Consider the following 13,243-nt stretch of genomic DNA (forward strand, 5'->3'; position numbering starts at 1 on the left):
GGTGTTGGAACCACAAAGGTCGACCCGCCCCGTTTTAGCCTATAATCCCTTCAAACAAGCGGCAGAAGGCACTGTTTACTCACAAATAGCTGTTTGACAACTGATTGAAAAATCATGGGGTAGAGTACTACAAAACTACGTCCGTTTGGCCTGTAGACGCTTGTGCAGCGGGTGTTCTATCCCTTTATACAGCGCAATGGATGCCAACGTATAGACAATGAGCCGCACCAAAGTACTATCCGACACGTAATGCATGAACAAGGTATCAAAGACCCCGAGGTGAATAAGATAAAAGACGTAGGAGCTTTTGCCTAGCAGGTCAAATACCTTAGTTTCGAGTAAGCGACGAAACGCGGATTGCTCTGTCAGTAGTCCATAGAACAGCAAACAAACTACCAGCGGCAAAATAAAATTATTGGCAAAAATCTGGGCATACGACCAGTCAAAAGAGCTAAGAAAAGGCTGCAGCCCGCGTTGCATGGCAACTATGCCGGTATAGCCCAATATTCCGAGTGCTCCCAACGTAGTACAGTAGCTGCTTGAAACCATACTCAGGGTTTGTTTTTGCATCCACAAGGCCAAGGCCATGCCGCTTACAAATTCCGCACAGCGGCCGAAGTAAGTAACATTAAGCATAAAGCGCATACTTGGCATTGGCCCGAAAGGCAGCTTGAATCGTCCGCAAACCAAGACCAGAGCAACTCCTAACGCCAGGGCCAGCAACGGATAAATGGCGAGCCGCCAGAGTTTGCCACGCAAGCTTAGCAGAATGAACGGCGCACTTATGTAAAAGCATTCCTCTACCGTGAGCGACCACGCTGTAGGCAGCCCTGACAAGATTAAATCCTGAAAAAAAGCCTTCGTTAGTGTAAGATTAAAGAAAAGAGCGCCAGCTTTATGAAAGACAGTGTAATAGGCGGGCCATACGTACGCTCCCTGACTTGGCCATTTTGAAATTATGATGAAGGATACAATTGTTAGTAAAAAATAAATCGGGTAGATTCTAGCAAACCGATTCTGCATGTAACGCTTTACCCAGGTCCAGCTTGGATGAATACGGTTAGCGTAGCGGGTAGTAATTAAAAAACCACTTAGAACGAAAAAGACTGATACGCCAATGTGCCATTGCAGTATCAGTACCATCAACCAATTAACCATCGGATTATCTCCAAAGGATTCTACTTGGCCAACGTGAAAAAAGAACACCATATAAGCTGCAATGGCACGTATCCCCGTTAAAGCGGGAAAGTATAAAAGTCTCGGTGGATTTACTTCTGGTGTAGCGGTCATCAAGGGTTGTATCTGTTGCATTAGGCTCAAAGCGCCACAGTAAGGGCTAAACATCTAAATTAATCGTTCGTGCGGTCGGGCAAACTATGAATCGCAATTACCTGAGCGCCATAATCCGGTTGGGGCTCTTAGTCGCCGCAACTCCCTGGCACATACTACGCCACTGCCATTTCAATTACTTTTCTCAGTAAGACAATATCAACTTGGATATCTGAATGCGAGGTATGCTCCGGATTGGTACCCTGGCAAGGAATCAGGTAATATGGCAGGTTAAAGCAGGAAGCCAGCCAGTAGTAGCAATGCACCTGATAGTCCTTATCCAGCAACTCCAGTACTTTGGCCCCCGGCTGCAGAAAGAACATATTGGTCATGCCGGCACCATGCACGCCCAGCAAAATCGTGGTTTCGTGCATCAGCTGAATCTGCTCGGAGAAGGTAATCCGCTCGAAGTACACTTTCTCAAAACCAAATTCTTCCAGCACTGCATCCACTTCAGGTTCATTGATTATTCGGCGGGCCCCCGACGCCGAACGGGCCGCGAATATGCGGCGCGTCGCCGGGGCTGGGGCCGGCCCATAAGCTGACAGTAGTTCGGCCCTCACTTGGCGGATGAGTTCTGGATTTTGCTTTATTGGGGTAGCCGTAAGCTCAGGGACTACAACGCATGCAGCCCGCATAATCTGCTGCGGATTCACTGGAGCGTATCGATTAAAACCCAAGGCACTGGCTGTTGCCTTGATGTAAGAAGGAAGTTCTTTGGGAGGTATTGGCTGGGGTAATTCCAGCATCATGTTGGGATGTAACTCGCGCAGCACCAATAGCCGAGGCAACGTGTCGGCCATCCAATGATAGTAATTCTCTACTGACCACTGGTTGTGACATATAGCTACGCAATCGGTCGCCACATTCACCTTCTCTCCTACCCATTGCCGCAGCAGCAACGTATCCTGAAAGGTTTCGGCATAGTAATCATGCACAAGGCTAGGTAGAAACAGCCGAAAGTTGCGCATTACGCCGCCGTTCCAAGTTACATACACGTCTTTGAGACGGTAAATACTGTGGGCATGAAAGGTAACCGGCTGCAAAAAAGACTGAGTAAGCTTTTCCGGAAACATGTCCACGTTGACCGGGGGAGTGGGCTGATAGGGCTCCCGCGCTGGAAAAGTCTTCTCTACTACTGCATTATTTAATGGCGGCAGTGCCTGCGAAACCCGGCGTACTACAGCATCCGCGATGTTTTTGACGATGTTCATTGGAGCAGTACCTATGTTGACAATATAATCTATTTATACAATCACCAGTTAATGGGAGCGCAATATCTAGCGTAACAACTGGCTCAGCGTAAATACCACAGTAAATATGAATCAATAAGCTAGACCCGGTAGCGGCAATAAAAGGAATGACTGTCTGCCGAACTCCGAAATGGTTAATTGCACACGAGGGAGTAGGCTACGCAGGGTGGCTACTTAAGATGAGTTTCTAAACACTTCTAATGTCTACAGGCCCTATTGTAGAAGCAATTCCGCCGCCATTCGGATGCCTTTCAGCACAATGAGGGTACTTAACACAAACGCAACTGTACGCAAGGCAATACGCCCAACTGGCAGCTTCAACAATGAAAGTACTTGTAAATCGATGATAAACGTAGCCAGTAGACTGAATAGGCCGAAGAGCATCAGAGCCGTATTGAGGCTGTGTAGCACTAAGCCGATACCCAGACCCAGTGCCCGAGCCGACAGCAGGCCTATATTGCTCCAAAGAATGTGACGCTGCTTGTTCATCACCGTGTAAATGGGCGACGTTGCCTGCGACATCATCTTGAACACGTAATAGTAGCCCAAGTAGCCGGTGTACACGCCCGCCATTTCCCAGCGCGCGCCAAATACGAATTTGAACAACAAGTCGCCGTACACGGTAATTATGCCGAATGGCAACAACCCTAAATACAGCAGCTTGTAGTACAAGTTGAGCGTCATGCCAGGAAGGCGCTCGGGCTCGTTATGCTGAGTTTCGGCCGCCTTCTGCCAGAACACTGGAAGGATGGCACTACCAATCAGATTGATGGGAATTTCGAGAAGCCCCACCGAAAACGAATAAAGCCCCACCGGTTCCGAGCCGAAGCTGGCATTGAGCGTGTAAATGGGCAATTGCGCCGAGAGCACGTTGATGAAGCTGGCGGGGAGAAAATAAAGCGGAAACTCACGAAATTCCCGAGCTACCTCACGAATGCCAGCCCAAGTGCTAGTACGCCATACCTCTCCAAACGAATGTCGGATGCTGCCAGTGGCCAAGGTGATGGTACTGGTGATGCGGTTGAAGAACTCACCCAATAACAAGCCGGTTACGCTACCACCCACCATTAAGCCATAACTGATTGTGGCCCCCCGGCCCACTAAGGTCGTGGCAACGTCCACGCTGCTACGCTTAAGAAATTGTTTTTCGCGCACATACCAGCTGCCCATAATCCCGTTTAGATTGAACAGTAGTAGCAGCACCGGCAGCGTGTAGAACAGGTTGCCCAACACTTCCACATTTAGCCAGCGCAGCAACTGATGGCCGCCCAGGAGTAATACCACTACCAATAGCAGGCAAGTAGCCAAGGTAAGCACCACCGTAAGTTGCACCAAGGCCAGAAACTTCTCTCGGACTTTGGGCAGCAGAAAGGCCGCCGTGTAGCCTAGCGTGGTCACCATACTTAAGTTGCTGACCAGTGAGCTAAAGACTGCGAACTGCCCGTAGGCCGAGGGTGGATATATGCGCGACATTACCGGTGAAAGGGCGAACCCAATAGCTGTCACAGCCGCCGAACCCGAGAGGCTCACGGCAAAATTTTGCGCGAATGAACCCCTCTGTAATATAGGCTTTAAATACTGTTGTATCAGGCCCTGAATTTTACTTTTCAAATTCAAATGTTCTACTGTACCCCCGGATTACTGTTTGCTCCTTTCAGTTTACTGATAAATTCTACTGGCCGATTTTGGTTTTGCGAAGCCAAAAAGGAATCGCATATGCGATACGTTGCGGTAAGAATATCTTCGTCAATTTGTGGCACATATCCGGTTTGGAAACGTTCCGGGTCTTGGTATTGTGGCAGGTTGAATCGCTCAAACAAAGCCCGTTTTGCCGGGCGCATTGGCCGCTTAGCCGCTTCAATAGAATCGCGGATTACCGCACCCACACCACGACTTGGTACTTTGATATAGAAATCGCGAATCCGCTCAAACTCTTCAGTACGCCGCTTCACGCTCATCCGGTTAAAGGTGCCGTTAGGATGGCTCACGTGCATGCTCAACACGGCTGTGCACCAGGCAATATTTACACCCAAACTTGTGATGCGAAAGGTGAAGTCGGTGTCGAGAAAAGCTACGCCGGTAAAGAACAAACCCGTAAGGGGCAAAGATTTCCGTCGAATCAACAACGGTAAGTCAATCATCCAAAAAGGTTGTTTATAATCCAACCACCGACGAAAATCCTTTGCCGGGTCTTCTTTGACTTTAGCAAAAGTTAAGTCTTCTACCTGGGTTGCCGCATTATACCCCATAACCACATCAATTTCAGGGTTTTCCTGCATGTAGGTGGCTGCTTCCCGGATGGCGGGATAATAGAAGGCGTCGTCATCGTTGATAATTTTTAGAATATCGCCACGTGCCATGAGCAGGCATTTGTTAATGCCATGCGCTTGGCTTTTGTCTCGCTCCGAAACGTACTGTTGAATCTTGCCGCTCTCGTATAGTTCCCGTAAGTACTCAGGGGTGCCATCAGTACTGGCACCATCAGCCACTACTATTTCTTCGTCGTCCTGACGGGCGGCAACTAGTCGGTCTAGTACATGCCGAAAAAAAGGCAGTTTATTGTAGGTAGTTACTACGTAAGAAATACGATAGTGAGTCGTCATTACAAAAGAGGTTGTGCGTGAAAAAGTAATGATATGAGCATTACAAATAATTCCTTATTGGTTAATTATGCCGCTATTTATTCTACCGTATTGCTTTTGGCTGTAGCCCAAAGCGGAATAGCAAAAAGATTTTATGAGCTACAAGCTCCCAGTACAAGACAGGCAGTTGGGGTTTGTTGCATCATGCCGATTTAACTCTTTTATCATGCACTAGGTCACTCAAAAAAATTAATATCTATCAAAAACAGTAGCTATATCTAACATGAGAAACACGGTCTTTAATACCGGAAAAGCTACAATTCAATTAATTTACAATCCATTACAATAAAATAATTAGCAGTGCGACCTTTAAAATCAATGACTATCGAAATTTCTATTAATCAGTAGTTTGTGATTGACATAGCGGCAGAACAACCTGCTCTACCAAAGCTGGGTCGGCGGTGATATCAGCGTAGTTGTTCTCTACTTCCAGCGGTGAGCCCAACGTGGAGGGTACCAGCGAATAGCTCACCCCAATGCTGTCGGCCATCGATAGGTAACTGGGGTTGATATAAGTGTTGCTCATCATTTCAATTGCGTGGCTGCCGGGGGTCATGAACAAAATGTTTGTCATGTTGGCCCCGTGAATACCGATAAAGATATCAGCTTCATACATAGTACGTACTTGCTCCACAAAGGTCATGTCTTCAAAGTAAATGGTTTCAAAGCCGTAGCGTTCCAACACGGCCACTATCTCGCCCTCGTTGGTGAGTTGCCGCCAGTTTTGCCGGCTCCGCGACACGTACAGGCGGCGTGTAGCTTTTTTGGTGGGGTCGAGATGAGGCAATAGGCTGGTCATCACGGCCTCACGCACTTCGCGCACTAGTTCGGGCACCATGTAGCCGTGCCGGCCGGGGCGCACTGCCACCCACAGGTCGGGCACCAAAACCAACTCGCCTGGAGCCAGCGCACAGGTGTACGTAAAGCCCAAGGCGCTAACCGTGCGCGTGACGTACTCGGGCGGGTTGGGTCCGGGTAGCAGCACTACACAATCGGGCTGCACCTTGCGCAGCAAAGCCAGCCGGGGTAGCGCTTCGGCTATCCAATGAAAATAATTGCCTGACCAGCTATCGAATGCCAACCCAGCGGGGCGGGTGGTTAATTCGCTCACTTTGCGGTTTTTAAACTGGCGCAACAAAAATATTCCGGCTAGCTCCAACTCCATCCACGGCTGCGGTAGGCTGGGCAAAAACACACGTAAACCTTTCACCACCGACCCGTGCCACGCCACTTGGACATTACGTAAGCGGTGTACCACCTGACGAAAGTTGGGTTGTACCTCCTCAAAAATATCGGCGAAACCCTCCATAAAAACGAGCGGCACCATGGCAACGTTGGCCGGCACGGGCATGCGTGCTAAGGCAGGAGCCGGCGCTATTTCGATTTCTTCGGCTACTAGCGGCTTACTCAGCGCCCGCCCTGCGGTGCCGAGCGTTCGGTCAATAAGTCTTTTGGTGCGTTGCCACAAGGTAGGGCGCGGCAGCGGCGCGGTGGCCATGGCGCAAACAATTATGTGCCCAAACCGCCCGGCATAATGACCGGACGTAGGCAAAATTTAAACAAAGAGAGGCTAGCTGCTTACTGATGCTGCTCGTGCTGTCTCGACACTTTGTGGCCGCCTTTCATCAGGTAAGCGTCTCGCTTGAACAAGTCTACATCGGCATCCATCATGTCCTTCACCAACGCGGCCAAATCGTATTTGGGCTCCCAGTTCAGTTTGGCCTTGCACTTCGCGGGGTCGCCGATGAGCAGTTCTACCTCGGTAGGACGGAAATACTGCGGGTCGACGCGGCATACCACCGTTCCGATGGCTACCTGGTATTCGGGGTTGGTACAGGCTACAACGCGGCCGATTTCGTTCACACCTTCGCCTTCGAAAGCCAGCTCAACGCCTACTTCGCCGAATGCGAGGCGTACGAAGTCGCGCACGGTGGTGGTTATGCCGGTAGCAATCACGAAGTCTTCGGGCTCGTCCTGCTGCAGAATGCGCCACATCGCTTCCACGTAGTCCTTGGCATGGCCCCAGTCGCGCTTGGCATCGAGGTTACCCAAGGCAATATCATGGCGCATACCGAGCACAATCTGCGCTACGCCACGGGTGATTTTACGGGTTACGAAAGTTTCGCCGCGCAACGGGCTCTCGTGGTTGAACAGGATGCCGTTGCAGGCAAACATGCCGTAGGCTTCGCGGTAGTTCACCGTAATCCAGTAGCCGTATAGCTTAGCCACGGCGTAGGGCGAGCGTGGATAAAAGGGCGTGGTTTCACGTTGGGGCACTTCCTGTACCAAGCCGTACAACTCCGAGGTGCTGGCCTGATAAATCTTGGTTTTCTTGGTGAGGCCCAGCAAACGCACGGCCTCCAGAATACGCAGCGTTCCCACTCCGTCTACGTCAGCCACGTACTCGGGCGCATCGAACGACACCTTCACGTGCGACATGGCCCCGAGGTTATAAATCTCATCGGGCTGCACTTCCTGAATGATACGAATCAGGTTGGTTGAGTCGGTGAGGTCGCCGTAGTGGTTGGTCAGGCGCGGATTTTTGTTACCGTGCTCATCGGTAATCAGGTGGTCAATCCGGTCGGTATTGAACAGCGACGAACGGCGTTTAATACCATGCACTTGGTATCCTTTCTCCAATAGAAGCTCGGTAAGGTAGGCACCATCCTGACCTGTGATTCCGGTGATGAGGGCAACTTTCATAAGAAAATCAATAGCGGAAGCCGCGAAACGGCTCCAATGAAAAATGTAATGTCGACGCTAGGCCAATACTTTGGTAATTTGATTGGCTTGAAATAAGAATTCCGTGGGATGCACGGCGTTGTAGTCGACCATAAACTTGTCTGCCACGACGAAAGCAGTGGCCAGGTCGGCAACCGGCGCATCGACGGGCATTGGTACGTAACCGGTCGCAAATTGGGCGTTGCCCTCGTACTGAGGCCGATTCATCATGCTGAATAATATCCTCTTGAGCGGTCGCAGGGGCTTTTTCAGCCACTCACCGTAGGGAATACGTTGGCTCAGGATGCTGCCAACATCGTTGCCAAAGCGCTTGTCGTAGTAGTAGCGCATACGGTCGGCCTCCTCAGTGCTGGCGCTGCGACCGTTGCCTTGGTTCATGACCCGAAAATTACTTTGAGGGTTTTCGAGGCGTACGCTGAGCACGGCCGTGCTCCAAGCCAAGCTCACATTCAGGCCGGTGATGCGATAGGTAAATTCGGTATCGACCTGCACCACACCCGTATTGAACAAGCCCGTGATAGCTAGTGAGGTGCGGCGAATGATAAGCGGCAACCCAATCATCCACACCACTTCTTTATGGGCCAGCCAACGGCGAAAGTTATCCGCCACGTCGTCATACAGCGTGGCCGTACCCAGTTTTTCCAGGTGAATCAGGCCGGTGTTGCCGGTTAGCACGTCTACCTCGGGGTGGGCCAGCATAAAGACTTTTGCCTCCCTAATTGCTGGGTAGCAAAAAGCATCATCATCGGTTATCAGCTTCAGTAGTTCCCCTTTGGCACGTAGCATGGCTTTATTGAAGCCGTGGGCTTCGCCCTTATCGCGCTCAGAAACATACTGCTGAATAAGGCCGGCATCGAACAGGCCTTGCAGGTATTCGGGGGTGCCGTCTTTACTCCCGCCGTCAGCCACTACAATTTCCTCATCGGGCTGCCGGGCAGCCACGAGACGTTCAATCACCTGCTTCAGGTAAGGTAGTTTATTGTAAGTAGTCAAGACGTAAGATAGCTTGTAATCAGGCACTTTTTCTTGCTTAACGATGAAAAATCAACGGTTGGAGTGGGCAAATTTCGCTGAGCGAAAGCCAATCATCAGGTCTTTAGTTGATGTATCCGAGTTGTTTAGCGTATTCGAGCATTTTTTCGCGCGGCCGGATTTTAATGGGCCGGGCTGGTACGCCTACGTAAATTGTCCAAGGTTCGGTATCTTTCGTGACCAGCGAGCAGGCCCCGATAACGCTGCCCTCCCCTATCGTTACATTGGGCATGACAACGACATTGGTGCCGATACCAGAAAAACGGCTACACCGAATGGTTCCGATGTCGACCGTATCCCGATATTCATCGGGTACCGTTACACTTGTAAACCCATCACCCATAAATCGGTCGGAACCACAAATGAAGCGGCTACCGGCTCCTATAGTCACAAAATCTTCTACGATCAGCGTACTCTGCGCCCCCCCGATAACAGTGATGTATGGCGCCAAGTGGGTATAATCACCTATTTCAGCAGCCGTAGTCAGGTACAGGCCCGAGTCGATGGCGACGTGACTACCCACGTGCACCAAATGGGGCCGCCGAATTTCGACGTTGGCGCTGATGAATATGTCTTCGCCGCAGGTTAGTAGCAGTGAAGTGTCGTATTGTGCTGATTCTAGTAGCTGAGCCGTAGACATACCTTAGTAAGGATAAACCGATTCGTAATATTTCACCGTAGCAGCAATCCCCTCTTCGAAGGGCGTGAATCTAAATTCGGGAAATACCTGGCGGAATTTGATATCGTCCATGACTTTTTTGGGTGCGCCGTCGGGTTTAGTTGGGTCCCAGACCAGTTTTCCGTGATAGTCGAATTTTGTCTGAATAATATCAACGAGTTTTCGCACGCTTAAGCCGTCGTTCTGTGCCACGTTAGTGGGCTCTTCCAGGCCGGCGCGGTCTGGGTTTTTCAATACTTCCCACATTAAACGCCCAAAATCGGGGGCGTACAGCCACTCCCGAATGGGAGCGCCAGTGCCCCAAATAGGCAACTCAGCCTGATTGGTATGCTCAGCTTTCACAAACTTGGAAATCAGCGCATTTAGGGCGTGGGCCTTATTAGGGTCAGTTGAATCAAAAGGGCCGTACATATTGGGCGTGAGCAGGTGAATGCTCCGCACGCCATACTGCATCTCGAAGCACTCGGCCACGGCCCATAGCAGGCGGCGGCTGGTCCCGTAGCTCAGCACCGAACGGTGTACATGGCCATTCCACCACTCATCTTCCCGGAAGATATTGGCCATGGCCGGATAGGCGCAGTTGGCAATGGGATTGATTACAATGGCCTTGGGGCAAGCCTCGGCCACGGCCTCATACATGCCCAGAATCATGCGCGAGTTATCGGCAACCACCGTTGCGGCCTTCTCGGTCACGTAGTTCAGCGAGCCCACGTGCGCGGCGCAGTTCACGATAAAATCAGGCTGGTGTTGGGCAAGAAAAGCTGTGGTGGCTTCCGTGTCACGCAGGTCGAGCCGACCTACCGTGCGTTCTGCCACTACGAAATTTACTCCCTGCTTATGCAGTTCCGCTGCCACGTTGCGACCGGCAAAACCGGTATCGCCAAATAAAACGACTTTCATGTCGGCCGGAGCGTCTACCATCCTTGATTAATTACGTCAATCACATAGTCAACTTGCTCGGCCGTGAGGGCATCATGCAGGGGAATATGAATTTGGGTGTTGTCAAAGCGGCGCTGCCGGGTCAGTTCCGGTCGCTTGCCGCCAAAGAGCGTATTATGGTCAATGCCATCGTGTACTACCGAGGAGGCGACACCCTTGCTTTTCAAAGCCCGGATGAAGGCCAGCCGGTTCTCGACGTGGAAACCAAACAACCAGTGGGCACTTTCACGGTCAGGCTGATGGGTGAAATGTGTAAGCCCAGGCACGTTTTGCAGGCCAGCGTGATACTGCGCCACACGGGCGCGGCGCACCGCCATACGGTCATCAAAACCGTCGAGATTAGCCAGGCCCAGGGCGGCCGCGTAGTCCGACAGATGGTACTTGTAGCCCACGTCGGTGAGGTCGTATTCGCGCTCACCCACTTCGTTCATCGGCGAGTTGGCCCGGTCAATACCGAACCAGCGCCGACGAAATACTTCCCGGGCGCGCTCCGGGTCTCGGGCGCATAGAGCTCCACCGTCGCCAGTGGTCAAATGCTTAATGGCCTGAAAGGAGAAGCAGGTAAAGTCAGCAATCGAGCCGATGGGCTGGCCCTGATAAGTAGCGCCCGGCGAGTGGGCCGCATCTTCAATCACAATGAGGCCGTGGCGGGTGGCAATCGCCTGAATCTCGGCCATGTCGCAGGGATAGCCGCCCCAATGCACGGCCATAATGGCCTTGGTGCACTTCGTAATGCGGTGCTCGATGTCGGCAGGGTCGATGTTGCCGGTTTCATATTGAATATCGGCAAAAACCGGCTTAGCCCCCACCTGTACGATGGTAATGGCCGAGGCAATGAACGTTTGCGGGGCCAGAATTACTTCGTCGCCGGGGCCAATGCCAGCCACTTCCAAGGCCAGATGCAAGGCACTGGTACCAGAGTTGAGCGCGGCCGGATGGACCATGCCCAGTTCAGAAGCCAAACGGGCCTCAAATTCTTTTACCAATTTGCCTTCGCTCAGAAACGTAGTCTGTAGCACCTCCGCTACGCGCTGCTGCGCGGACGGATGCACGAAGGTGCTGAATAGCGGCAGAAACTGCCCGCCGGGTGGAGCCGGCCTACCGGTCAGCAGCGGCATGGGAGTGATATCAGCCATGATGAAAAAATATCGTAGTCGGGAATGGGAAAGCAGAAGAAGCCGCTACGGCCGGCAAAACGCCCAACAGCGCGTCGGCTAACAGGCGGGTGTTGCAAGCAGTCAACAATTGGACTTTCGGAGCCTGGTGCATAAAATCCTGCGTGGCGAGTTCACACCCATGACGGCGAAACTCTTCGCGCAAGGCTACAAACTGGTACGTATCACTCTTCATACCGCCATGACGCACGCCGGAAAACGCCTCATCACCCAGCCGGGCCGGGTTGGGGCACACGAAGAGCGTCGCTATCAAAGGGGCGTTCATCACTAAATCCAAATAGCCATCAGCCGGCACTAAGCGGGATGTAAATTTTTGCCGGCACCAGCCATAAAATCCTGATAAACGCTGCGCAGACCGGTAGCCAGGTCGATGCGAGCCTGCCAGCCCAGAGTTGCCAACTTATTCACATCCATGAGCTTGCGCGGAGTACCGTCGGGCATGTCGGTATTAAAGCGAATTTCGCCCTGGTAGCCTACTACTTCAGCAACCAAGTGCGCCAAGTCGCCGATGCTGACATCGATGCCGGTGCCCACATTAATGGGACCGGGCTCGTCGTAGCTATTGAGCAGGAAGAAGCAGGCATCGGCCAAGTCATCGACATGCATGAACTCGCGGCGCGGAGTACCAGTACCCCATACTTCCACTACGGGCTGCTGCTGCTGATGGGCGTCGTGAATCTTGCGAATCAGCGCTGGCAATACGTGCGAGTTGTTGAGGTCGTAGTTATCGTTGGGGCCATAGAGGTTGGTGGGCATGGCAGAAATGAAGTTCGAACCAAACTGCGCACGGTAGGCATCACACATTTTAACCCCGGCAATCTTGGCAATAGCATAGGGCTCATTGGTCGGTTCCAGCAAGCCGGTGAGCAGGTAATCTTCACGCAGGGGCTGCGGTGCCATCTTGGGATAGATGCACGATGAGCCGAGCAGCAGCAGCTTTTTTACGCCCGATTCGTGCGCATTCTGAATAACGTTGCACTGAATCATGAGGTTGGAGTAGATAAAATCGGCGCGGTAGGTGTTGTTCGCGTGAATCCCTCCCACCAGCGCAGCGGCCAAAACTACGTATGTAGGCTGGTTTTCTTCGAAGAAAGCCCGCACAGCAGTTTGGTCACGCAAATCTAATTCTTGAGAAGTCCGCACCAATAAATTGGTAAAACCGGCTTGCTCAAGCCGGCGCACCATGGCTGAGCCAACCATGCCTCGGTGCCCGGCTATATAAATTTTATCGTTCAAGTGCATTCGGACAAGTCACGTTGGTTTGGGTATCGTGCGAAATGCAAAGGTAAGGCTGACTCACTTAATATTGGATACCGGGGCACATGATCAGACTAACCGCACTATGTGCGCAAGGGTAAATTTGCGGCTTACCCCCTTGGTTCGATGTCGTTACTCACCCACTTAGCCGACGTGCCGGACTTCCGGCGGCAGAATAAAAACTTTCGCCACAAA

At 51.7% G+C, this 13,243-nt stretch carries 12 protein-coding genes; all 12 read right to left on the reverse strand.

Translation table 11 applies throughout. The annotated features are described in order from the left end of the window. Nucleotides 1-135: 135 nt before the first annotated feature. The 12 genes from ABD819_RS21080 to ABD819_RS21135 all read right to left on the reverse strand — a co-directional run bounded on the left by ABD819_RS21080 (nucleotide 136) and on the right by ABD819_RS21135 (nucleotide 13,033). Entirely contained in the window at nucleotides 136-1,311 is a 1,176-nt protein-coding gene (locus tag ABD819_RS21080) for an acyltransferase family protein (RefSeq protein WP_345127608.1), read from the reverse strand. A gap of 134 nt (nucleotides 1,312-1,445) precedes the next feature. Continuing rightward, nucleotides 1,446-2,543, reverse strand: coding sequence for a glycosyltransferase family 61 protein (locus ABD819_RS21085; RefSeq protein WP_345127610.1), 1,098 nt, complete (start codon nucleotides 2,541-2,543; stop codon nucleotides 1,446-1,448). A 252-nt stretch (nucleotides 2,544-2,795) separates the two neighbouring features. Further along, nucleotides 2,796-4,199, reverse strand: coding sequence for a lipopolysaccharide biosynthesis protein (locus ABD819_RS21090; RefSeq protein WP_345127612.1), 1,404 nt, complete (start codon nucleotides 4,197-4,199; stop codon nucleotides 2,796-2,798). Between the two features lie 5 nt (nucleotides 4,200-4,204). After that, nucleotides 4,205-5,185 carry a glycosyltransferase gene (locus ABD819_RS21095; protein ID WP_345127614.1) on the reverse strand — a complete coding sequence of 327 codons (981 nt, stop codon included), beginning with the start codon at nucleotides 5,183-5,185 and terminating at the stop codon, nucleotides 4,205-4,207. A 376-nt stretch (nucleotides 5,186-5,561) separates the two neighbouring features. Continuing rightward, nucleotides 5,562-6,722 (reverse strand): glycosyltransferase family 61 protein, encoded by a 1,161-nt coding sequence (locus ABD819_RS21100; RefSeq protein ID WP_345127617.1) that lies wholly within the window; start codon nucleotides 6,720-6,722, stop codon nucleotides 5,562-5,564. Between the two features lie 80 nt (nucleotides 6,723-6,802). Next, on the reverse strand, nucleotides 6,803-7,927 hold the full coding sequence (gene gmd, locus ABD819_RS21105) for a GDP-mannose 4,6-dehydratase (protein ID WP_345127619.1): 1,125 nt from the start codon (nucleotides 7,925-7,927) through the stop codon (nucleotides 6,803-6,805). Between the two features lie 57 nt (nucleotides 7,928-7,984). Then, nucleotides 7,985-8,986: a glycosyltransferase family A protein gene (locus tag ABD819_RS21110; RefSeq protein WP_345127621.1), complete on the reverse strand. Its 1,002-nt coding sequence runs from the start codon at nucleotides 8,984-8,986 to the stop codon at nucleotides 7,985-7,987. A gap of 76 nt (nucleotides 8,987-9,062) precedes the next feature. Continuing rightward, nucleotides 9,063-9,638, reverse strand: a complete 576-nt coding sequence (locus ABD819_RS21115) for an acyltransferase (protein WP_345127622.1) — start codon at nucleotides 9,636-9,638, stop codon at nucleotides 9,063-9,065. 3 nt (nucleotides 9,639-9,641) lie between these two features. Then, nucleotides 9,642-10,598, reverse strand: a complete 957-nt coding sequence (locus ABD819_RS21120; RefSeq protein ID WP_345127625.1) for an NAD-dependent epimerase/dehydratase family protein — start codon at nucleotides 10,596-10,598, stop codon at nucleotides 9,642-9,644. After that, nucleotides 10,592-11,752 (reverse strand): DegT/DnrJ/EryC1/StrS family aminotransferase, encoded by a 1,161-nt coding sequence (locus ABD819_RS21125; protein ID WP_345127627.1) that lies wholly within the window; start codon nucleotides 11,750-11,752, stop codon nucleotides 10,592-10,594. The genes ABD819_RS21120 and ABD819_RS21125 overlap by 7 nt, the downstream gene beginning before the upstream one ends. Continuing rightward, the gene (locus tag ABD819_RS21130; RefSeq protein WP_345127629.1) at nucleotides 11,745-12,056 is read right to left on the reverse strand and encodes a hypothetical protein; all 312 of its coding nucleotides are present in this window, start codon (nucleotides 12,054-12,056) and stop codon (nucleotides 11,745-11,747) included. Before ABD819_RS21130 ends, ABD819_RS21125 begins: the two co-directional genes overlap by 8 nt. Before the next feature lie 29 nt (nucleotides 12,057-12,085). Further along, the gene (locus ABD819_RS21135) at nucleotides 12,086-13,033 is read right to left on the reverse strand and encodes a GDP-L-fucose synthase family protein (RefSeq protein ID WP_345127632.1); all 948 of its coding nucleotides are present in this window, start codon (nucleotides 13,031-13,033) and stop codon (nucleotides 12,086-12,088) included. Nucleotides 13,034-13,243 lie beyond the last annotated feature (210 nt).

The organism is Hymenobacter antarcticus (assembly GCF_039539545.1).
GTDB lineage: Bacteria > Bacteroidota > Bacteroidia > Cytophagales > Hymenobacteraceae > Hymenobacter > Hymenobacter antarcticus.

Excerpts from the sequence above, each read along its gene's own strand:
- ABD819_RS21080 (WP_345127608.1), bottom strand. The coding sequence starts at position 1,311 with ATGCAACAGATACAACCCTTGATGACCGCTACACCAGAAGTAAATCCA.
- ABD819_RS21085 (WP_345127610.1), bottom strand. The coding sequence starts at position 2,543 with ATGAACATCGTCAAAAACATCGCGGATGCTGTAGTACGCCGGGTTTCG.
- ABD819_RS21095 (WP_345127614.1), bottom strand. The coding sequence starts at position 5,185 with ATGACGACTCACTATCGTATTTCTTACGTAGTAACTACCTACAATAAA.
- ABD819_RS21100 (WP_345127617.1), bottom strand. The coding sequence starts at position 6,722 with ATGGCCACCGCGCCGCTGCCGCGCCCTACCTTGTGGCAACGCACCAAA.
- gmd (WP_345127619.1), bottom strand. The coding sequence starts at position 7,927 with ATGAAAGTTGCCCTCATCACCGGAATCACAGGTCAGGATGGTGCCTAC.
- ABD819_RS21115 (WP_345127622.1), bottom strand. The coding sequence starts at position 9,638 with ATGTCTACGGCTCAGCTACTAGAATCAGCACAATACGACACTTCACTG.
- ABD819_RS21120 (WP_345127625.1), bottom strand. The coding sequence starts at position 10,598 with ATGGTAGACGCTCCGGCCGACATGAAAGTCGTTTTATTTGGCGATACC.
- ABD819_RS21125 (WP_345127627.1), bottom strand. The coding sequence starts at position 11,752 with ATGGCTGATATCACTCCCATGCCGCTGCTGACCGGTAGGCCGGCTCCA.
- ABD819_RS21130 (WP_345127629.1), bottom strand. The coding sequence starts at position 12,056 with ATGAACGCCCCTTTGATAGCGACGCTCTTCGTGTGCCCCAACCCGGCC.
- ABD819_RS21135 (WP_345127632.1), bottom strand. The coding sequence starts at position 13,033 with ATGCACTTGAACGATAAAATTTATATAGCCGGGCACCGAGGCATGGTT.